This is a genomic window from Streptomyces sp. NA02950 (assembly GCF_013364155.1).
Classification (GTDB): Bacteria; Actinomycetota; Actinomycetes; order Streptomycetales; family Streptomycetaceae; genus Streptomyces.
In genome coordinates this window covers 6,985,301-7,005,392 of the sequence record NZ_CP054916.1, presented here as the reverse complement: position 1 = coordinate 7,005,392, position 20,092 = coordinate 6,985,301, and the positions used below count along the sequence as shown (strand labels likewise).

Genomic DNA, 20,092 nt, shown 5'->3' with positions numbered 1-20,092 from the left:
CCGGGACGGCGAAAGGGACGGCGGATGACGACCATGGCGGATGTGGCCCGGCGCGCGGGCGTGTCCGTGGCCACCGTCTCGCATGTGCTCAACGAGACCCGGCCGGTGCGCCCGGACACCCGCCGGGCGGTCCTGGACGCGATCGACACCCTCGGCTACACCCCGAACACGCTCGCGCGCTCCCTGGTCACCTCGCGCACCCGGTCGATCGGACTGGCCGTCTCGGCGATCAGCAACCCGTATTTCACCGAGATTCTGCAAGGAGTCGAGTCCCGTGCCCTGGAACACGGCTACAGCCTGCTGATCGCCGATCCGCACGACGATCCCGTGCATGAGCGCAAGGTGGTCCAACTGCTTCATGAGCGGCGGGTGGACGGGGTGATCGTGGCCCCGTCCGCCGAGCCCTCGGCGCTGGTGGACTATCTGACCCGGCGCGAGGTGCCCGCGGTCTTCCTCGACCGGCTGGTGGGCGACGGCCACGACCAGGTGTGTGCCGAGAACACCGCCCCGGTCGAGCAGTTGGTCCTCCATCTCGCCGACCTCGGCCACACCCGGATCGGCCTGGTCGCCGGGGAGCCTGGGCTGAGCACCACCACCGAGCGGATCGCCGGTTACCGGGCCGGACTGCTGCTGCGCGGGCTGCCGTTCGCACCGGAGCTGCTGGCGGGCGGCCACTCCGAGGCGCAGGGCGCCGAGGAGGCCACGCACCGGCTGCTCGCCCTCCCCGAACCACCCACCGCGATCATCACCGCGAACAACACGATGACCATCGGCGCGCTGCGCGCCCTGCGGGCGGCGGGGCTCGCCGTACCGGACGACATCGCGCTCGTCTGCTTCGACGACTTCTCCTGGGCCGATGTGTTCTCCCCCGGACTCACCGCGATCGCCCAGCCCAGCCGGGAGATCGGCAGTACCGCGCTGGGGCTGCTGCTCGAACGGCTGGCGGACCCGGCACGGCCACCCCGGACCGTCCGGCTGCCCTGTTCCTTTGTTCATCGCACCTCCTGCGGCTGTGCCGCCTGAGACCCCGGTCCGCACCAGGAAAGGATCCGTCCCGTGATCGTCGTCGCCGGAGAAGCCCTGATCGACCTCGTGCCCGGTGGTACGTCCGGTAGTACGCCCGGTAGTACGACGCCGCCGGGTCCCTCGGCGGGTGGTGAACTGCCCGCGCTGCTGCCCCGCCGCGGCGGTGGCCCGTACAACACCGCGATGGCGCTGGCCCGGCTGGGTTCGCCCACCGCGTTCTGCTCACGGGTGTCCACCGACAGCTTCGGCGAGGCGCTGCTGTCCGGGCTGCGCGCGGACGGTGTGGACACCGCGCTGGTGCAGCGAGGCCCGGAGCCCACCACGCTCGCGGTCGCGTCCATCGGCGCCGATGGTTCGGCGGGCTACGGCTTCTATGTCCAGGGCACCGCGGACCGGCTCTTCGAACTGCCCGGCGCGCTGCCCGACGGGGTCACCGCCCTGTCGCTGGGCACCTGTTCCCTGGTGCTGGAGCCGGGCGCCAGTGCGTACGAGGCACTGCTGCGGCGTGAGGCGGGGCGCGGGGTCTTCACCGCGCTGGACCCCAATATCCGCACCGGGCTGATCGCGGACGCGGACGCCTACCGGGCCCGCTTCCGCGGCTGGCTGCCGGATGTCGGGCTGCTGAAGCTGTCGGTCGAGGACGCGGCCTGGCTGGCGGGCTCCGATGAGCCGGACACGGCCATACGGGAGTGGCTGGCGGCGGGTCCGGCGGCGGTGGTGCTCACCCATGGCGGGGACGGGATGAGTGTGCGGTGCCAGGACGGCACCGGCTGTGCGGTGCCGGGCGAGCCGGTGGAGATCGTGGACACCATCGGCGCGGGCGACACCGTGAACGCCGCGCTGCTGCACCGGCTCGCGGCGCATGGCGCGCTGTCGGCGTCCGCGCTCGCCAAGCTGGACGAGGCGGCGTGGCGGGATGTGCTGGGCTTCGCGGCGCGGGCCGCCGCGCTCACCTGCTCGCGCGCGGGTGCCGAACCGCCCTACGCCGCCGAGCTGGACTGACGCCGCCGGGCGAGCCCGCCCGCGGTGGCCGACCGGCCGGCAAGCGCTCCGCGGGACGTGGTGCCGCGAGGTGCCGTCATGCGTCCGCGGCTGCGTCGGGGCCCCTCGCGCAGTTCCCCGCGCCTCTGCGGGGCGCCCCCAACCCCTGTCCCCGGGCCGCCGTTCGGCACGGCGGCCCGGGGCACGGCTCATGGCGCTACGCGCCCGCCGCCTTCTTCGCCGCCACCGTCTTCTTGGTGACGGTCTTCTTGGCGGTCTTGGCGGCGGCCGTCTTCTTCGCCGCGGTCTTGGCGGGCGCCTTCTTGGCCGCGGTCTTCTTGGCGGTACCGCTGCTCTTGCCGCCGTTGCGCGCCGCGGGCACCACCGCGTCGCTCACCCGGTCGCCCAGCATGTCCCGCAGGAACTTCCCGGTGTGGCTGGCCGGAACGGAGGCCACGTTCTCCGGGGTGCCCTCGGCGATCACCAGTCCACCGCCGCTGCCGCCCTCGGGGCCCATGTCCACGACCCAGTCGGCCGTCTTGATCACATCGAGGTTGTGCTCGATGACGATCACCGTATTGCCCTTGTCGACCAGTCCGGAGAGCACGCTGATCAGCTTGCTGATGTCCTCGAAGTGCAGACCTGTGGTCGGCTCGTCGAGCACATAGACGGTGCGCCCGGTGGACCGCTTCTGGAGCTCGCTGGCCAGCTTGACCCGCTGGGCCTCACCACCGGAGAGGGTCGGCGCGGGCTGCCCCAGCCGGACGTAGCCGAGCCCCACCTCGTTGAGCGTCCGTAGATGGCGGCTGATCGTGGGCACCGCCTCGAAGAAGTCCAGCGCCTCCTCGATGGGCATGTCCAGCACCTCGGCGATGGACTTGCCCTTGTAGTGCACCTCGAGGGTCTCCCGGTTGTAGCGCGCGCCGTGGCAGACCTCGCACGGCACATACACATCCGGCAGGAAGTTCATCTCGATCTTGATGGTGCCGTCACCCGAGCAGTTCTCGCAGCGGCCGCCCTTGACGTTGAAGGAGAAGCGGCCCGGCAGATAGCCGCGCACCTTCGCCTCCATCGTCTCGGCGAACAGCTTGCGCACATGGTCGAAGACACCGGTGTAGGTGGCCGGGTTGGACCGCGGGGTGCGGCCGATCGGCGACTGGTCGACATGCACCACCTTGTCGACCAGATCGTCACCGGCGACCCGGGTGTGGCGCCCGGGGACCGCCCGCGCACCGTTCAGCTCACGGGCCAGATGGGTGTAGAGGATGTCGTTGACCAGGGTGGACTTACCCGAGCCCGAGACACCGGTGACCGCGGTGAGCACACCGAGGGGGAAGGACACATCGATGTCCTGGAGGTTGTTCTCCCGGGCGCCGTGGACCGTCAACTGCCGCTTGGCGTCCACCGGCCGCCGCAGCGCGGGCAGCGCGATGGCCTTCTTGCCGGACAGATAGTGCCCGGTCATCGACTCCTTGTTGACCAGCAGCTCGCTCAAGGGCCCGCTGTGGACCACCTTGCCGCCGTGCTCACCGGCGCCCGGGCCGATGTCCACCACCCAGTCCGAGGTCTTGATGGTGTCCTCGTCGTGCTCCACCACGATCAGGGTGTTGCCGAGGTCGCGCAGCCGCACCAGCGTCTCGATCAGCCGGTGGTTGTCGCGCTGGTGCAGCCCGATCGACGGCTCGTCCAGCACATAGAGCACACCGACCAGACCGGAGCCGATCTGGGTGGCCAGCCGGATGCGCTGGGCCTCGCCGCCGGAGAGGGTGCCCGCCGCGCGGTTGAGCGAGAGGTAGTCCAGGCCGACGTCGACCAGGAACCGCAGCCGCTCGTTGACCTCCTTGAGCACCCGCTCGGCGATGGTCTTCTCGCGGTCGGTGAGCTTCATGTCCCGCAGGAACTCGGCGCAGTCGCTGATCGACATCGCGGAGACCTCCGCGATGGACCGGCCCTGCACGGTGACCGCGAGGACGATCGGCTTGAGCCGGGTGCCCTCACAGGTGGGGCAGGGCACCTCGCGCATATAGCCCTCGAAGCGCTCCCGGCTGGAGTCGCTCTCCGCCTCGGAGTGGCGCCGCTTGACGAAGGGCAGCGCCCCTTCGAAGGCGGTGGTGTAGGCGCGCTGGCGGCCGTAACGATTGCGGTAGCGCACCTCGATCTGGGTCTTGTGCCCGTTGAGCAGTGCCTTCTTGGCCCGCTGCGGCAGCCCGGCCCAGGGGATGTCGGTACGGAAGCCGAGCGCGTCGGCGAGCGCGCCGACCAGCCGTCCGAAATAGTCCTTGGTGTGGCCGTGGGACCAGGGGTGGATGGCGCCCTCGTCGAGCGACTTCTCCTCGTCCGGGACGATCAGCTCGGGGTCGACCTCCATCCGGGTCCCGATACCGGTGCACTCCGAGCAGGCGCCGAACGGCGAGTTGAAGGAGAAGGAGCGCGGCTCCAGCTCCTCGAACGACAGGTCGTCGTACGGGCAGTAGAGGTGCTCGGAGAACATCCGCTCACGCTGCGGGTCGTCCTCGTCGAGATCCACGAAGTCGAGGATCACCATGCCGCCGGAGAGCCCGAGCGCGGTCTCCACCGAGTCCGTCAGCCGCCGCTTGGCGCTGTCCTTGACGGTGAGGCGGTCGACGACCACCTCGATGGTGTGCTTCTCCTGCTTCTTCAGCTTCGGCGGGTCGGACAGCTGGACGGTGGTGCCGTCCACCCGGGCCCGGCTGTATCCCTTGGACTGGAGGTCGGAGAAGAGGTCGACGAACTCCCCCTTGCGCTCGCGCACCAGCGGGGAGAGCACCTGGAAGCGGCTGCCCTCGGGCAGCTCCAGCACCCGGTCCACGATCGCCTGCGGCGACTGGCGGGCGATCGGGCGGCCGCACTCGGGGCAGTGCGGCTTGCCGATCCGGGCGAACAGCAGCCGGAGGTAGTCGTAGACCTCGGTGATGGTGCCGACCGTGGAGCGCGGATTGCGCGAGGTGGACTTCTGGTCGATGGAGACCGCCGGGGACAGGCCCTCGATGAAGTCCACATCGGGCTTGTCCATCTGGCCCAGGAACTGACGGGCGTAGGAGGAGAGCGACTCGACGTAGCGGCGCTGCCCCTCGGCGAAGATCGTGTCGAACGCGAGGGAGGACTTGCCCGACCCGGACAGACCGGTGAAGACGATGAGGGAGTCACGCGGGAGGTCGAGCGAGACATTCTTGAGGTTGTGCTCGCGAGCGCCACGGACGATGAGACGGTCGGCCACGCCGGTCGGCACCTTTCTTGAGAGAGGTGGGTGCGCCGGGCCCGCTCCCGAGGCCCCCTGCCGGATGAGCGGGGACGGAGCGGAGCGAAGCCCCCAGACCAAGAGTATGGGGGCGCCACGGCGGTGTCTTAAGGATGCAGCACACCGAGCCTATAGCACGCACATTCGATTTGTGGGGGGAGTGAGCCGGGTTCACCCGATCGTGTAGCGCACACTACGGTCGGGACATGGGCGGCTACGCATGAGACGCGGCCGCCGTCACAGAGGCGATGGACGGCCCGACGTCCTCACCTCTTCAAGGTTCGCGGGGCACCCCGGTATTCCCCCGCTGCGGCTGACCGCCCCGGTACGCCGCCGGGCGGCTCACCGGACGCACGGACGGATCCGGGCTGCCCCAGCGGCCCGCCGCCGGTGCTCCCGCCGGTAGGCTGAGGCCATGACCTACAGCGGAGCGGTGACGGTCGGCGGACCGGCGGACGTGCACGAACTGACCGATCTCATGATCTCGAAGGTCGCGGTCGGACCCATGCACAACAACGCCTATCTGCTGCGCTGCCGGGCCACCGACGAGCAGTTGCTGATCGACGCCGCCGCCGAGCCGCACACACTGCTCTCCCTCATCGGCGACAGCGGGGTCGCGTCCGTGGTCACCACCCACCGCCACCAGGACCACTGGGGCGCGCTGCGCGAGGTGGCGGAGGCCACCGGCGCCCGTACCTACGCGGGCCGCTACGACGCGGAGGGCATCCCGGTGCCCACCGATGTCCTGGTGGAGGACGGCGACACCCTGCGCGTCGGCCGGGTCGAGCTGACCGCCCGCCATCTGGTCGGCCACACCCCGGGCAGCATCGCGCTGGTCTACGACGACCCGCACGGCCATCCCCATGTGTTCACCGGCGACTGCCTCTTCCCCGGCGGGGTCGGCAACACCTTCAAGGACCCCGAGGCGTTCGAGAGCCTCATCAACGACGTCGAGGCCAAGCTCTTCGACCGGCTGCCGGACGAGACCTGGGTCTACCCCGGCCACGGCGACGACACCACGCTCGGCGCCGAGCGCCCGCAGCTCGGCGAATGGCGCAAGCGCGGCTGGTAGCGACCCCCGCGCGCCGCCGGTCCCCCCGGCTCCTCCACACGCCTGCCGGAGGCCCGTAACCGGTGGCGGGTGACGGCGGTTGGCGCGGCATGCACGCTGACCGATCCCCGTCCATGGCCCGACTCGCGGCCGCGTCCCTGGCCGGTACCGCGATCGAGTTCTACGACTTCTTCGCCTACGGCACGGCCGCGGCGCTCGTCCTCGGCCCGCTGTTCTTCCCCACCTTCTCCCCGCTCGCCGGGACCCTGGCCGCCTTCTCCACCTTCGCCGTCGGCTTCGTCGCACGGCCGCTCGGCTCCCTGCTCTTCGGACCGCTCGGCGACCGCCACGGCCGGCGGCCGGTGCTGATCGCCTCACTGCTGCTGACCGGTCTTGCCACGGTCGCGGTGGGCTTCGTGCCCACGTACGACTCCATCGGGATCGCCGCCCCCGTACTGCTGCTGGTGCTGCGCTTCCTCCAGGGGCTCGGCGTCGGCGGTGAGTGGGGTGGTGCGGTGCTGCTGACCGCCGAGCACGCGCCCGCGCGGCGGCGCGGGCTGTGGTCGGGCTTTCCGCAGATCGGCCCGGCCATCGGGTTTCTGCTGGCCAACGGCATCATGCTGGTCCTGTCGGCGGCCCTGAGCGACGCCGAGTTCCGCTCCTGGGGGTGGCGGGTGCCGTTCTGGGCCGCGGGGGTGCTGGCGGGTGCCGGGCTGCTGCTGCGGACCCGGCTGACCGAGACCCCGCGCTTCCGGGAGCTGGCCGAGCACGGTGAACGGGCCACCGCACCGCTGGCCGAGGTGGTGCGCGGCCACTGGCGGCTGGTGCTGCTCACCGCGGGCGGGCTCGCGGTCGGCTACGCCGTCTTCTACGCGGTCAGCACCTGGGCCCTGGCATACGGCACGGAAGAGCTCGCAGTGGACCGCACGGTGATGCTGGGCTGCATCATGGGGGCGGTGGCGGTGAAGGGCGCCGTGACCCCGCTGGCGGCCCATCTCGGCGACCGTTTCGGGCGGCGGCCGATGTGTCTGGCGGGCTGCGCGGCCACGGTGGTGTGGATGTTCCCGATGATCGCGCTGCTGCGCACCGGGGAGCCGCCGCTGATGTTCCTGGCCTTCACGGTGGCGCTGCTCGGCTTCATCACCATGTTCGCCGTGATCTCGGCGTATCTGCCGGAGCTGTACGAGGCGCGGGTGCGCTGCACGGGAGCTGCGGTCGGCTACAACCTCGGGGGGGTGCTGGGCGGTGCGCTCACCCCGGTGGTGGCGACGGCGGTGTCGCACGGCGGCGGTCCGCCGTGGGGTGTGGCCGCGTATCTGACCGCGGTCGCGCTGCTCAGCCTGGGCTGTTTCGCGCTGCTGCCCGAGACCCGGCCGACGGCCGACCGGCCCCTGGAGGGGCGGCCGGCCGTACGGCCCCTGGAGACAGGAGAGGCGCCCGCCTGATGAGGGGGCGCCTTCCCGGGCGCGCGCACCGGGTGCGTCGGAGTGGGCGCCGGGCGGGGCGCCCGCACCGGGTGCGTCGGAGTTGCGCGCCTGGCGGGGGAGTCGGACGGGGCGTGCGGGGATGGCGCACGCCCCTCGCATGGGTCAGACGTCCACGCTGTCCTTCTCCCGCTCCGGGTCTTCGCCCGCGGCCGTGGCTCCTGCCTCCGCCGCCGCCTGCTTCTTCGAGGCGCGGAGGCTGGTGACCGTGGTGACCGCGAGCACGGTGCAGATGACGCCGAGCGAGACCGGGATGCTGATCTCGGGGACGTGCACCCCGGACTCGTGCAGCGCGTGCAGCACCAGCTTCACGCCGATGAAGCCGAGGATGACCGACAGTCCGTACGAGAGGTGGACCAGCTTCTTGAGCAGTCCGCCGATGAGGAAGTACAGCTGTCGCAGACCCATCAGCGCGAAGGCGTTGGCGGTGAAGACGATGTACGGGTCCTGGGTGAGGCCGAAGATCGCGGGGATCGAGTCCAGCGCGAACAGGACGTCCGTGGTGCCGATCGCCAGCATGACGATCAGCATCGGGGTCATCAGCCGCTTGCCGTTCTCCACGATGAACAGCTTGGTGCCGTGGTACTTGTCGGTGGACGGGACGCGCCGCTCGACCGCCTTGAGCAGGCGGTTCTCCTCGAACTCCTCGTCCTCCTCACCGGCTCGCGCCTCCTGGATGAGCTTCCAGGCCGTCCAGATGAGGAACGCGCCGAACAGGTAGAAGACCCAGGAGAAGGTCGAGATGATCGCCGCGCCTCCGGCGATGAAGATCGCCCGCAGCACCAGCGCGATGAGCACGCCGATCATCAGCACGCGCTGCTGGTAGATCGTGGGCACCGCGAACTTCGCCATGATCAGGACGAAGACGAAGAGGTTGTCGACGCTCAGCGACTTCTCGGTGATGAAGCCCGCGAAGAACTCCCCGGAGGGCTGGCCGCCCGCGAAGAGCAGCAGGCCCGCGCCGAAGAGCCCGGCGAGAACGATCCAGACGGTGGTCCAGATCCCGGCCTCCTTGAGGGAGACCTCGTGCGGCTTGCGGCCGCCGATGAAGAAGTCGACGGCGATGAGGGCACTGAGACCGGCGATGGTCAGTGCCCACATGGTCAGGGAAACATCCACGGTTCCTCCGGCATGTGTGCGGCAGTTTCAGCGTGTCGCTGCCGGAGGTCTCTTCCGCCCGCGCATACGCACGGGCCGGTGCCCCGGGATCCCGCCCGGCCTCATAGGAAGCCGGTCGCGATCCGTCGTGACGGGAACACCGCTACAGGAGTACTCCCCTCCGCGGAAAAGAGAGTACAGGAATACCCATGTAAGAGTAAAGAAGAATACAAAAGACCAGGTCAGAAGGGTTACCAATTCCTGGCGCAACCCAAAGAACACCCGCGGTGACCGGATGACCGGCCATCGCGGGGGTCCTGGTGGAGCACTGTTCGGACTACCTGCCGTATGCCTCCCGGGCGCGGGCCACCTGCCCCATCACCTGCCACAGCACCTGGCTGCCCGCCGGGGCGAGCGACGGCTCGTAGGTCCAGGCGTGCCCGACCCACGGGTCGGCGAGATGGTCGTCGGCGACCGGGGTGAGCCGCAGCAGCGAACGCCACAGCGGGTCCAGCACCGGCCCGTAACCCCGTGCGTCGTCACGGTCGGCGACCATCATCAGATGCACGCCCACCGAGGGCCCCTCGTCCGCCAGATAGCGCAGCTGGGTGACGGCCCGGTCGTCGAAGCCGTGCGGGAAGTCATGGACGATCAGCAGCTGCTCGGCGGTGTCCACATCCGGCGGCAGCGCGTCCGCTGCACCGCTGCGGACCGCCATCTGCACCAGGTCCACCCGCCGGGTCAGCGCGGCGAGCGCCGAGGTCACGCCCTGGGCCCCGGCCTCCGGCGCCCGCAGCGCGCCCGACTCCAGCAGCGGGGCGTACGAGGCAGAAGCCGAACCGGCCGGGTCGATCACCTTCAGCTGGAACTCCCCCACCGGATAGACGGCCAGCAGCCGGGCGGCGATGGCGACCGCGGTGTCCGAGGCCAGCTTGCGCAGGCCCCCGGAGTCCAGCATCGCCCCCTCGGCCGAGCCGGACCGCCCGGCGTCTATCCACAGCCCGCGCTCCAGCGGCAGCCGCACCAGCATCGGGATCCGCAGATCGGTGCCCTCGGGGAGATGCAGATCGCCCAGGCGCAGCGCCATCGGGATCTCCATCGGCACCTGGTAGCCCTGCCAGACCGGGCTGTCCCAGCGGGCGTACGCGGGCGGCAGCGCGGGCTCGACCACCTCGGCCTCGGCGGTGAGCTGCGCCAGGTCGCGGTCGAGGGCGGCGCGGGCCTGATCCACCAGGGCGGTGTGCTTGGCGCGGGCCTCCGCGCGGGCGGTGTCGGCGGCGGCGCCGATCCGGGAGCGCGGATCGGAGAGCACCCGGTCCAGCTCCTGTTCCATCCGGGAGTCCGCGAAGTCCACGGCGCTGCGGTAGGCGGCGGTGGTGCGGGCCAGATCCTCGAACATCCCCCAGACCTGGTTGTAGAGCCGCTCGTCCATGGTCCAGCCGGAGGCGTCGCCCGCGACCGGCTGCGCGGGCCGGCCGGGCGCGGCGGGCGGCACGACCGGGGGCGGGGTGGGCGGAGTGGCCGTACGGCGGCCGGGGTGCTGGTAGTTGACCGGCCCTCCGGAACCGGACGCGGCGGGAGTTGGGGGCTCGGCCGGGCTCTGCGGCTGGGCGGGGACCGGTCCGGGCTCGGAGCTGCCGCCCGCGGTGGCGGTCCGCACCCGTCCGTCGTCCCCGGAGCGGGGCGGGGGCTGGGCGACCGAACGGGCCATGCCCCGGGCCACCGCCTCGTTGATCTCCGCGGCGAGCTCGGCGGCCTGCGGCAGCCCCTGGTCCTGGAGCATCGCGGCGAGCCCGCCCGCGTACCCCTGGCCGACGGCGCGCACCTTCCAGGCGCCCTGCCTGCGGTACAGCTCCAGCGCGGTGACCGCGGACTCCGCGTCCAGACCGGTGATGGTGTAGCTGGCCACCTCGGCGCCGTCGAGCCCGGTGACGGCCGCGAACGGGGCAGCCAGGGAGCCGAACCGGACCGGGCCGCCGACACCGGTCGGCAGCGCGAGCAGCACGGTGACCCGGTGGACGCTCTCGGGGAGCGCGCCGAGGTCGACGGCGAGCCGGTGGTCCGCCGCGGCCTGCTTGGACACTTCGATACCGGGCAGTTGCGGCGCGGCGGGATGGGCGACCCATTCCGCCCCGTGCACCGTGCCCTGTTCATCACCGAGTGTCGCCCCGGCCACGATCGGTTTGCCCGCCGAGATCCGGATCTCCAAACGGGTCTGGGGCAGAGGGTGGTTCTGCCCCCGCACCAGCTCGGCCGTCATCGCTGCGTCCCCTCGTTGTGTTCCGTCGTGTGCGTCGTGCGTACGGAAGTGTGTGGTGCGGTGGTGTGTGCCGTGGCCCCGAACACATCGGCCCGGCGGGCGGATGCGCCACCGGGCCGACGGACAGCGGCGCCTTACAGGTGCGGAAGGATGTGCGGCATCAGGTCCTGGAAGGTACGGCCGTTGGCCGGCTCACCCACGGCCTTCATCTCCCAGCCGTTGCCCGTGCGCTGCACCTTGGCCATGATCTGCGCGGTGTACTGACCGCCGCCGGTGAGCGTGTAGCGCGCCAGCTCCTGGCCGTTGGTCTCGTCCACCAGACGGCAGAACGCGTTCTGCACCTCGGCGAAGGTCTGGCCGGTGAAGGAGTTCACGGTGAAGATGATCTGGTTGATGTGCACCGGAACGCGCTGGAGGTCGACCAGGATGGCTTCGTCGTCGCCGCCCTGACCCGCGCCGCCGACCAGGTTGTCACCGGTGTGGCGCACCGAGCCGTCGTCGCTCACCAGGTGACGGAAGAACACCACGTCGGTGGGCTGCTGGTCGGCGAAGAGCACCGCCGACGCGTCGAGGTCGATCTCCCGCGTACGTGATCCGAACAGCCCGCGGCGGGGCGCCGCCTGCCAGCCCAGCCCCATCCGCACCGCGGTCAGGGTGCCCCCGTCGGCCTTCTGCAGGCTGATGGCCTGACCCTTGGACATGTTGACCGTCACGTGCTGTCCCTACTCTCGTCTCTCGAATTTCCCCGTGGCTCGCGCATGGCGCGGCCCTGGTCCGCCCGTCTGCGCGGTCCTGCGAAAACCCTATGCACTGGTGCCGGGACTCCAGCCCGGCGAGCGGCTTTTGTGTCGCTCTTGCAACACAGCGGAGGCACGGCGGGGACGAGGCACCGGACGGCGCGGAGCGGCGCGGTGTGGTGCAGCCAGGACGGGACTGGGAACGGCCGGGGCACGCCCGACGTCCGGCGTGCCCCCGGGGGCCGGGACGGTCAGGAGAGCCCGGCCTCCTTCATCTGCCGCAGCTCCCTCTTCAACTCCCCCACCTCGTCCCGCAGCCGGGCCGCCACCTCGAACTGGAGCTCCGCCGCCGCGGCCCGCATCCGGTCGGTCATCTCCTCGATCAGCTCGGCCAGTTCGGCGGCCGGACGGTCGGTCAGCGCCCCGTCCTTGCCCGCGGCCGCCTTGCCGCCCTTCCGGCCCGCCTTCTGCGACCCCAGGGCGGGCACCGGCGCCTTGCCCTTGCCCTGGTCCGCCTGGCGGTAGCCGGTGCCCAGCAGTTCCTTGGTGTCGATCTCCTCGCGGGCGAGGGTGGCCACGATGTCGCCGATCCTCTTGCGCAGCGGCTGGGGGTCGATCCCGCGCTCGGTGTTGTACGCGATCTGCTTCTCGCGGCGGCGGTTGGTCTCCTCGATGGCCTTCTCCATCGCGGGGGTGACCTTGTCGGCGTACATATGGACCTGGCCCGAGACATTGCGCGCGGCCCGGCCGATGGTCTGGATCAGCGAGGTGCCGGAGCGCAGGAAGCCCTCCTTGTCGGCGTCGAGGATGGCGACCAGCGACACCTCCGGCAGGTCCAGGCCCTCCCGCAGCAGGTTGATGCCCACCAGTACGTCGTACTCGCCCGCGCGCAGCTCGCGCAGCAGCTCCACCCGGCGCAGGGTGTCCACGTCGCTGTGCAGATACCGCACCTGGATGCCCAGTTCGAGCATGTAGTCGGTGAGGTCCTCGGCCATCTTCTTGGTGAGGGTGGTGACGAGGACTCGCTCGTCCTTCTCGGTGCGGGTGCGGATCTCGTGGATCAGGTCGTCGATCTGTCCGTCGGTGGGCTTGACGACTACCTCGGGGTCGACCAGACCGGTCGGCCGGATGATCTGCTCCACGAAGCCGTCGGAGCGGGAGAGCTCGTACGGGCCGGGGGTGGCGGAGAGATAGACCGTCTGCCCCACCCGCTCGAGGAACTCCTCCCACTTCAGAGGGCGGTTGTCGAGCGCGGAGGGCAGCCGGAAGCCGTGCTCGATCAGGGTGCGCTTACGGGAGGCGTCGCCCTCGTACATCGCGCCGATCTGCGGCACGGTGACATGGGACTCGTCGATGACCAGGAGGAAGTCGTCCGGGAAGTAGTCGAGCAGGGTGTGCGGCGGGGATCCGGACTCACGGCCGTCGATGTGCAGCGAGTAGTTCTCGATACCGGAGCAGGTCCCGATCTGGCGCATCATCTCGATGTCGTAGGTGGTGCGCATCCGCAGCCGCTGGGCCTCCAGCAGCTTGCCCTGCTTCTCCAGCCGGGCGAGGGTCTCCTCCAGCTCGGTCTCGATCCCGGAGATGGCCTTCTCCATACGCTCGGGACCGGCCACGTAGTGGCTGGCCGGGAAGACGTACAGCTCCTGATCGTCGGTGATGACCTCGCCGGTGAGCGGGTGGAGGGTGGACAGCGCCTCGATCTCGTCGCCGAACATCTCGATCCGGACCGCGAGCTCCTCGTAGACCGGGAAGATCTCGATGGTGTCGCCGCGGACCCGGAAGGTGCCCCGGGTGAACGCCATGTCATTGCGTGTGTACTGGATGTCGACGAAGCGGCGCAGCATCTGGTCGCGGTCGATCTCCTGGCCGACCTTGAGCGGCACCATGCGGTCCACGTACTCCTGCGGCGTACCCAGGCCGTAGATGCAGGAGACGGAGGCGACGACCACCACATCGCGCCGGGTGAGCAGCGAGTTGGTGGCGGAGTGGCGCAGCCGCTCCACCTCCTCGTTGATCGAGGAGTCCTTCTCGATGTAGGTGTCCGACTGCGGAACGTACGCCTCGGGCTGGTAGTAGTCGTAGTACGAGACGAAGTACTCGACGGCGTTGTTCGGCAGGAGCTCGCGGAACTCATTGGCGAGCTGGGCGGCCAGTGTCTTGTTGGGCGCCATGACGAGTGTCGGCCGCTGGAGCTTCTCGATCATCCACGCGGTGGTGGCGGACTTTCCGGTGCCGGTCGCGCCGAGGAGCACGACATCCTTCTCACCGGCCCGGATGCGCCGGTCGAGGTCGGCGATGGCCGTGGGCTGGTCACCACTGGGCTGGTACGGGCTGACGACCTCGAAGGGCGCCACCTTGCGTTCGATCTGGGTTACGGGCCGCATGTCACCCACCGTACGACTCGCCACTGACAACGGAGGGGCGATCGCCCCGGCAGCCGCCCCGTAGCCTGGCCCGGACGGGCCGCCGGGCGGTTTCCACGGCCTCCGGGCGGCCCCTGACCACCCCGGAACGAAGGGAACCGATCATGTACGAGTACAAGGTGATCCAGATCCGTGAGGGTCTGATCGGCGGGAAGATGTCGGCCGACAAGGTCGAGGACCTGCTGAACAAGTACGCGGCCGACGGCTGGCGGGTGAAGACGATAACGAGCGCGGATGTGAAGGGCCGGGTCGGACCGGGCGCGGTGGAGGGCCTGCTCGTCACCTTCGAGCGTCCGCGGGGCTGATCCGCACGGGACGGACCGATTCCCCCGTCCGATACCTATCCCGAGGTACGGACCATCTGGGACCCTCTGGCCGTTCGCGAGCCATTCGCGAGTCATACGACGCGAGGAGTCCGTATGCAGATCCGTCCTGCCGCCGCGTTGACCGGCGCGCTCCTGGGTATGTCCGCGCTCTTCCTCCTCCCCGTGACCGCGGCCGGGGCCGCCGGTCATCCGCACCACCACACGATCACCGTGGCGCATCGGGGCGCCTCCGCCTACGCCCCCGAGAACACCCTCGCCGCCGTCGACGCGGCCGACGAGCTCGGCATCGACTGGGTGGAGAACGACGTCCAGCGCACCAGGGACGGCGAGCTGATCATCATGCACGACACCACGCTCGACCGGACCACGAACGTCGAGGAGGTCTTCCCGGACCGCGCGCCCTGGAAGATCTCCGACTTCACCCTCGACGAGATCGAGAAGCTGGACGCCGGAAGCTGGTTCAGCCCCGAGTTCGCGGGCGAGACCGTGCCGACCCTCGAGGAGTACCTGGACCGGGTTTCCGACAACCACCAAAGGCTTCTGATGGAGCTCAAGGCCCCCGAGCTCTACCCCGGCATCGAGCGCCAGTCCCTGCGCGAGCTGCGCCGGGAGGGCTGGCTCAAGGGCAAGTACAAGCACCGGCTGATCATCCAGAGCTTCAACGCGACCTCCATGCGCACGGTCCACCAGCTGCGGCCGGACGTCACGACCGGCTATCTGGGCACCCCCGCCGCCGACGACCTTCCGCAGTACGCGGAGTTCGCCGACCAGATCAACCCCAGCTACCGGACCATCGACAGCGGGTACGTGGCCGCGGTCCACGCGGTGCGCGGCGCGCACGGGCGTCCGCTGGAGGTCTTCACCTGGACCGTGAACGACGGCCCGGCGGCGGTCTCGGTCGCGCGGATGGGGGTGGACGGCATCATCACCAACAAACCCGATGTGGTCCGGGACGCCCTGGACGACCTCGACTGACCTGTCCGGTACGGGCCCTTGGGCGGGGCCTGGCGTGCGAGGGAGCGCCCCGGTGGCCGACGGCCGCCGGGGCGCTGTCGGTGCCCGCGCCTAGGCTGGAACCGTGACGATCGCAGAGCGGCAGGACCCGGAGCGGGACACCCCGGAGCAGCAGGCCCCCGAGCAGGGCACCCCGGGACGGCCGGAGATACGCGCCTGGTCCTGGGAGGTGCTGGACACCCCCATCGGCCCGCTGCTGCTCGCGGCCACCGACCAGGGGCTGGCCCTGGTGGTCTTCCACGCCGACGGGAAAACGGCGGCGGAGGCGGTCTCCCGGCTCACCCGCCGTCTGGGCACCGGACCCGCGCCCGCGCCGCACCGGGCCGGGACCCTCGCCGCGGCGACCGGGCAGCTGACGGGCTACTTCGCCGGTGGCCTCAAGGAGTTCACCGTCCCCCTGGACTGGTCGCTGACCACCGGCTTCAACCGCCGGGTGCTGCGCGAACTGGCCGACGGCGTCCCGTACGGCACGGTGGTGGGCTATCAGGACCTCGCGAACCGGGTCGGTGAACCGGGCGCCGCCCGTGCCGTGGGTATGGCCATGGGCGGCAATCCGCTGCCGGTCGTGGTCGCGTGCCACCGCGTCGTCGAGAGCGACGGCGGTATCGGCGGCTTCGGTGGCGGGCTGGAGACCAAGCGTGCCCTTCTGGCGCTGGAAGGCGTTCTTCCGCAGCCGCTGTTCTGACCGGGGCCGCTGTTCCGTTCCGATTCCCTCTCCGGTCCGCCTCTTCGCCGGTGCGGCGGGCCGGAAAATATCTTGCCCGGGAAATACCCGTTCCACTTGTCGTGGATGGCGCCCGCCCTTATCTTAGGAGCGCTCGCGGACCCGCACCGGGCAAGAATGCGTCGGGCGCACATTTCTGACGCTCACTGCCCTGGCATTCTGCCATCCGCTGGGCACCTCTCGCGCAGCTGTTCCGCTCAACAGCTCTTCCGCACCGCGCTCTTCGTACGGCGTTCTTGTACCGCGTTGTCCGTACCGCGTTCTTCCGCACTCCCTCGAAACACCTGCGCGTCCCCTCACGGCTCAACCACGTCCCCGTCAATGATCGAATTGGAGTGCCATGTCCGGTGTACTGCTCGCCGGTGGCGCGGCCGCTGCGTTATTCGCCTCGGCCCTTTCCACCCAAGGCGTTTCCCCGGCCCCCGACGTCCCCCCGGAAAAGATCCAGGTGAACGTCAGGACCGTGAACGGATCGGGTTGCCCGAAAGGGACCGCGGCCGTCGCGGTGGCCGGCGACAACACGGCGTTCACCGTCACCTACAGCGACTACCTCGCCCAGGTGGGCCCCGATGCGGACCCGACCGACATCCGGAAGAACTGCCAGCTCAACCTGGATGTACATATCCCGCAGGGCTTCACCTACGCCATCGCCGAGGTCGACTACCGCGGCTATGCCTCGCTACAGAGGGGCGCCCGCGGGACCGAGAAAGCGAGTTACTACTTCCAGGGTTCGGCGGACACCGCCTCGCGGACCCATGACTTCAACGGTCCGTACCGCGACAACTGGCAGACCACCGACAGCACCGACTACAGCGCACTGGTCTGGGCCCCCTGCGGCCAGGACCGGAACCTCAACATCAACTCCGAACTCCGGGTGAACGCCGGTTCCTCACCGGCGGGCAGCACCAGCTTCATGGCCATGGACTCCACCGACGGCGGGGTCAACACCATTTACCACCTCGCCTGGAAGGAATGTCCTTCCTCCTCCCGGTAGTGCAGCAATCCAACTGCCACGACGGCTTCGGCCCCCACCCGGATCCCCGCCGCCGTCAGCCCGATGATTGAATGGAGAATCATGCCCGGTGTTCTCTACACAAGCGGTGTGATCACGGCGTTATTCGCCTCGACGATGGCCTCTCAGGGTCCCGCACAACCACCGTTCGGCACCGTGCCACCCGACAAGATCGTGATCACCGTGGCGACGGTGAACGGATCGGGCTGTCCGGCGGGTACGGCGGCGGTGGCCGTCTCCGAGGACAATACGGCGTTCACCGTCACCTACAGCGACTATCTCGCCCAGGTGGGCAAGGGCGCCAAGCCGACCGACTTCCGGAAGAACTGTCAGCTGAGCCTGATCACCCATGTTCCGCAGGGCTTCAGCTACGCGATCGCCAGCGTCGACTACCGCGGCTTCGCACATCTGGAAAAGGGCGCCTCCAGCGTGGAGAAAGCCTCGTACTACTTCCAGGGCCAGTCGCAGACCACGTCCAACGCCCATGATTTCAACGGGCCGTACGACGACAACTGGCAGACGACCGACACCGCCGATATCGCCACCGTGGTGTGGTCGCCCTGTGGTGAACTGCGGAACTTCAACATCAACACGGAGCTGCGGGTCAACGCGGGTACCTCCAACACTCGTGACACCACCAGCTTCATGACGATGGACTCCACCGACGGCGATGTGAGCACCACCTATCACTTCGCCTGGAAGGAGTGCCCGGAGCGGAAGTAGGGCCACCTGTCGCACGCCGCCCGGAGTCGGGATTCATGCCTCCGGGCGGCGCCATGCCGGATGCCGGGGGTCGTCCACCCGCACCACGACGTCCGCCGTCTCGTCGGGCCGCACCTCGTCCTCGTAGCGCGCGAACGCGGGCAGGGTCCACCGTTCGTCCTCGCCGGTGCGGCGGGCGAGGGCGGCCGGGGACAGCCGCAGATGCACCGACAGATCGAACGGGAACCAGTGCCCCAGCAGCAGCGAGCCATGGAGCAGCAGCACCCCGCCCGGCGGCAGTTCGGTGTACGGGGAGCGGGTGGCCCGGTCGGTCACCGGATCCCACAGATCGGGCAGCACCCGGCCGGTCGCGTCCGGCCCAGCCTCCAGCGGGGTGAAGACCTCCCGCCACAGCGCCCCGGTGTCGAGCCAGCGGTCGTAGTACGCGTCCGGGTCCCGTCGCCCCCACTCCAGACGCAGTGAGGCGGGCCGCCAGAACCCGGCCGCGGCGACCACGAGCACCGGGCGCCCGCGCAGCCGCAGGCCCTCGGCGAGCTCACCGGCCAGCCGCCCGGTGTCCGCCGCCGGAGCGCCGTCGACCGCCACCCTGAGCCAGGGGCCGCCGTCCGCCGCCGTCAGCCCGGCGATCCGGTCGGCGGTGGTGTCGGTCAGCCGTTCCCAGGTGATCGCTTCCAGCCGCACGCCCCCATCATGCCCCGGACCCGCAACCCTGCCGCGGGCCCGGGGCCGCCGTCGGGCCGGGGCCGCCGTCGGGCCGGGGCCGCTGTCGGACCCGGGTCGTACGATCGGAGCGTCCGGTCCACGAGCGCAGACCGGTGCACGAGGAGAGTACGGCCATGGCATCCCAGATAGCGCTGCTCCGCGGCATCAACGTGGGCGGCAACAAGAAGTTCCCGATGGCTCGGCAGCGCGAGCTGATGGCCGGCCTCGGGTTCAAGGACGTCACCGTCCACCTCCAGACCGGCAATATCGTGTTCGCCGACCCCGGCACCCCGCCCGAGGAGACGGCCCGCGCCCTGGAGGAGTGCTTCGCCGCCGACCTCGGCTTCCCGGTGCCGGTGATGGTCCGCACCCGGGACGAGCTGGCCGCCGCCGTGGCGGCCAATCCGTACCCCGGGGCCACGGCCGAGCCCAAGACGCTGCATGTGGTGTTCCTGTCGGACGTACCGGCGGACACCGCCCCCCTCGACGCCCTGGACCAGCCCGGCCACGCCCCCGACAGCTTCCGCCTCGTCGGGCGCGAGATCTATCTGCACTGCCCGGACGGGCTCGGGCGCTCCAAGCTGGCCGCGAAGGTCACCGGCATCCGGCTCGGTGTGCTGCTGACCGCCCGCAACTGGAACACGGTCACCAAGCTGCTGGCCCTCGCCGACGCGGTCTGACGCCCGGCCCGGCGCGCCCGGCCGCTCAGCTCCAGCCGTAGCGCTGCCGCAGCCGCACCACGACCCGGTCGAAGCGCGGCCGGTCCAGCGCACACGCCTCCCGGCGCATGCCCTCCGGGTGCACCCGCAGCACCCGGTCCAGATCCACCCAGGACTCCCGCCCGGCCCGGTCCCACGGCCCGGAGCCTATCGGCACCCACTCGCGGTCCTCGTCGTGCCGTTTGCTGGACAACTGGACGGCCAGCAGAGTGCCGCCCCGCTCCCGCGCCACCACCAGCACCGGACGGTCCTTGCCGCGCCCGTCGTTCTCCTCGTACGGCACCCAGGTCCAGACGATCTCCCCGGGGTCCGGATCGCCGTCCGGGTCCGGTGCGTACTCCGTGCGCACCCGGCCGACCTGGCGCGGATGGGCCTCGACCGTGGCGGCGGTGCCGGTGCTCCCCGGGAGCGCGGTGCCGTCGCCCTCCTCGGTCGCGCGGGTTCCGCTCGTGGCGTGATTCCGATGGAATGGCCTGATCATCCCCACACGTTAGCCCGTCCGCGAAAGCGGATGTCATGCCAGGTCCCCCCGGGTGGAAGGGGCAGTAAC

Annotated in this window: 17 protein-coding genes; 10 read left to right on the top strand and 7 right to left on the bottom strand. The window is 70.4% G+C overall.

What is annotated here, in order from left to right; genetic code table 11:
- Positions 1 to 24 precede the first annotated feature (24 nt).
- Together HUT19_RS30795 and HUT19_RS30790 are read left to right on the top strand one after the other, a co-directional pair.
- On the top strand, positions 25 to 1,023 hold the full coding sequence (locus HUT19_RS30795) for a LacI family DNA-binding transcriptional regulator (protein WP_176183583.1): 999 nt from the start codon (positions 25 to 27) through the stop codon (positions 1,021 to 1,023).
- 33 nt (positions 1,024 to 1,056) lie between these two features.
- Entirely contained in the window at positions 1,057 to 2,028 is a 972-nt protein-coding gene (locus tag HUT19_RS30790) for a carbohydrate kinase (RefSeq protein WP_176183582.1), read from the top strand.
- 196 nt (positions 2,029 to 2,224) lie between these two features.
- Here HUT19_RS30790 and uvrA read toward each other — a convergent pair whose 3' ends face one another.
- Positions 2,225 to 5,245, bottom strand: a complete 3,021-nt coding sequence (gene uvrA, locus HUT19_RS30785) for an excinuclease ABC subunit UvrA (protein ID WP_176183581.1) — start codon at positions 5,243 to 5,245, stop codon at positions 2,225 to 2,227.
- Between the two features lie 436 nt (positions 5,246 to 5,681).
- On the opposite strand from uvrA, the gene HUT19_RS30780 reads away from it, so the two are divergent.
- Together HUT19_RS30780 and HUT19_RS30775 are read left to right on the top strand one after the other, a co-directional pair.
- Complete coding sequence (locus HUT19_RS30780; RefSeq protein ID WP_176183580.1) at positions 5,682 to 6,338, top strand: MBL fold metallo-hydrolase; 657 nt, start codon at positions 5,682 to 5,684, stop codon at positions 6,336 to 6,338.
- A gap of 113 nt (positions 6,339 to 6,451) precedes the next feature.
- Positions 6,452 to 7,762: an MFS transporter gene (locus tag HUT19_RS30775; RefSeq protein WP_176183579.1), complete on the top strand. Its 1,311-nt coding sequence runs from the start codon at positions 6,452 to 6,454 to the stop codon at positions 7,760 to 7,762.
- 144 nt (positions 7,763 to 7,906) lie between these two features.
- On the opposite strand, the gene HUT19_RS30770 is transcribed toward HUT19_RS30775, so the two are convergent.
- The 4 genes from HUT19_RS30770 to uvrB form a co-directional block, all read right to left on the bottom strand.
- Entirely contained in the window at positions 7,907 to 8,920 is a 1,014-nt protein-coding gene (locus HUT19_RS30770) for a TerC family protein (RefSeq protein ID WP_176183578.1), read from the bottom strand.
- Between the two features lie 316 nt (positions 8,921 to 9,236).
- Positions 9,237 to 11,159, bottom strand: coding sequence for a TerD family protein (locus HUT19_RS30765; RefSeq protein ID WP_176183577.1), 1,923 nt, complete (start codon positions 11,157 to 11,159; stop codon positions 9,237 to 9,239).
- A 134-nt stretch (positions 11,160 to 11,293) separates the two neighbouring features.
- Positions 11,294 to 11,872, bottom strand: coding sequence for a TerD family protein (locus HUT19_RS30760; RefSeq protein ID WP_176183576.1), 579 nt, complete (start codon positions 11,870 to 11,872; stop codon positions 11,294 to 11,296).
- A 275-nt stretch (positions 11,873 to 12,147) separates the two neighbouring features.
- The gene (gene uvrB / locus HUT19_RS30755) at positions 12,148 to 14,283 is read right to left on the bottom strand and encodes an excinuclease ABC subunit UvrB (RefSeq protein WP_176183575.1); all 2,136 of its coding nucleotides are present in this window, start codon (positions 14,281 to 14,283) and stop codon (positions 12,148 to 12,150) included.
- Between the two features lie 143 nt (positions 14,284 to 14,426).
- Between uvrB and HUT19_RS30750 the strand changes: the two genes are divergently transcribed.
- The 5 genes from HUT19_RS30750 (at position 14,427) to HUT19_RS30730 (ending at position 18,121) form a co-directional block, all read left to right on the top strand.
- Positions 14,427 to 14,627: a DUF4177 domain-containing protein gene (locus HUT19_RS30750; RefSeq protein ID WP_176183574.1), complete on the top strand. Its 201-nt coding sequence runs from the start codon at positions 14,427 to 14,429 to the stop codon at positions 14,625 to 14,627.
- Positions 14,628 to 14,741: 114 nt separating this feature from the next.
- Positions 14,742 to 15,623: a glycerophosphodiester phosphodiesterase family protein gene (locus tag HUT19_RS30745; RefSeq protein ID WP_176183573.1), complete on the top strand. Its 882-nt coding sequence runs from the start codon at positions 14,742 to 14,744 to the stop codon at positions 15,621 to 15,623.
- Between the two features lie 187 nt (positions 15,624 to 15,810).
- Positions 15,811 to 16,347: a methylated-DNA--[protein]-cysteine S-methyltransferase gene (locus HUT19_RS30740; protein WP_176187486.1), complete on the top strand. Its 537-nt coding sequence runs from the start codon at positions 15,811 to 15,813 to the stop codon at positions 16,345 to 16,347.
- 379 nt (positions 16,348 to 16,726) lie between these two features.
- On the top strand, positions 16,727 to 17,380 hold the full coding sequence (locus tag HUT19_RS30735) for a DUF4360 domain-containing protein (RefSeq protein WP_176183572.1): 654 nt from the start codon (positions 16,727 to 16,729) through the stop codon (positions 17,378 to 17,380).
- A gap of 81 nt (positions 17,381 to 17,461) precedes the next feature.
- Positions 17,462 to 18,121 carry a DUF4360 domain-containing protein gene (locus HUT19_RS30730; RefSeq protein ID WP_176183571.1) on the top strand — a complete coding sequence of 220 codons (660 nt, stop codon included), beginning with the start codon at positions 17,462 to 17,464 and terminating at the stop codon, positions 18,119 to 18,121.
- A gap of 33 nt (positions 18,122 to 18,154) precedes the next feature.
- Here HUT19_RS30730 and HUT19_RS30725 read toward each other — a convergent pair whose 3' ends face one another.
- The gene (locus HUT19_RS30725; RefSeq protein WP_176183570.1) at positions 18,155 to 18,802 is read right to left on the bottom strand and encodes a uridine kinase; all 648 of its coding nucleotides are present in this window, start codon (positions 18,800 to 18,802) and stop codon (positions 18,155 to 18,157) included.
- 155 nt (positions 18,803 to 18,957) lie between these two features.
- Here HUT19_RS30725 and HUT19_RS30720 point away from each other — a divergent pair, with 155 nt between their 5' ends.
- Positions 18,958 to 19,503: a DUF1697 domain-containing protein gene (locus HUT19_RS30720; RefSeq protein WP_176183569.1), complete on the top strand. Its 546-nt coding sequence runs from the start codon at positions 18,958 to 18,960 to the stop codon at positions 19,501 to 19,503.
- Between the two features lie 25 nt (positions 19,504 to 19,528).
- On the opposite strand, the gene HUT19_RS30715 is transcribed toward HUT19_RS30720, so the two are convergent.
- Positions 19,529 to 20,023 carry a type II toxin-antitoxin system PemK/MazF family toxin gene (locus HUT19_RS30715; RefSeq protein WP_176183568.1) on the bottom strand — a complete coding sequence of 165 codons (495 nt, stop codon included), beginning with the start codon at positions 20,021 to 20,023 and terminating at the stop codon, positions 19,529 to 19,531.
- Between the last annotated feature and the right edge of the window lie 69 nt (positions 20,024 to 20,092).

Bases quoted from the DNA above. Each gene is read 5' to 3' on its own strand.
- HUT19_RS30795 (WP_176183583.1), top strand. From the start codon at position 25: ATGACGACCATGGCGGATGTGGCCCGGCGCGCGGGCGTGTCCGTGGCC.
- HUT19_RS30780 (WP_176183580.1), top strand. From the start codon at position 5,682: ATGACCTACAGCGGAGCGGTGACGGTCGGCGGACCGGCGGACGTGCAC.
- HUT19_RS30775 (WP_176183579.1), top strand. From the start codon at position 6,452: ATGGCCCGACTCGCGGCCGCGTCCCTGGCCGGTACCGCGATCGAGTTC.
- HUT19_RS30765 (WP_176183577.1), bottom strand. From the start codon at position 11,159: ATGACGGCCGAGCTGGTGCGGGGGCAGAACCACCCTCTGCCCCAGACC.
- uvrB (WP_176183575.1), bottom strand. From the start codon at position 14,283: ATGCGGCCCGTAACCCAGATCGAACGCAAGGTGGCGCCCTTCGAGGTC.
- HUT19_RS30750 (WP_176183574.1), top strand. From the start codon at position 14,427: ATGTACGAGTACAAGGTGATCCAGATCCGTGAGGGTCTGATCGGCGGG.
- HUT19_RS30745 (WP_176183573.1), top strand. From the start codon at position 14,742: ATGCAGATCCGTCCTGCCGCCGCGTTGACCGGCGCGCTCCTGGGTATG.
- HUT19_RS30735 (WP_176183572.1), top strand. From the start codon at position 16,727: ATGTCCGGTGTACTGCTCGCCGGTGGCGCGGCCGCTGCGTTATTCGCC.
- HUT19_RS30730 (WP_176183571.1), top strand. From the start codon at position 17,462: ATGCCCGGTGTTCTCTACACAAGCGGTGTGATCACGGCGTTATTCGCC.
- HUT19_RS30720 (WP_176183569.1), top strand. From the start codon at position 18,958: ATGGCATCCCAGATAGCGCTGCTCCGCGGCATCAACGTGGGCGGCAAC.
- HUT19_RS30715 (WP_176183568.1), bottom strand. From the start codon at position 20,023: ATGATCAGGCCATTCCATCGGAATCACGCCACGAGCGGAACCCGCGCG.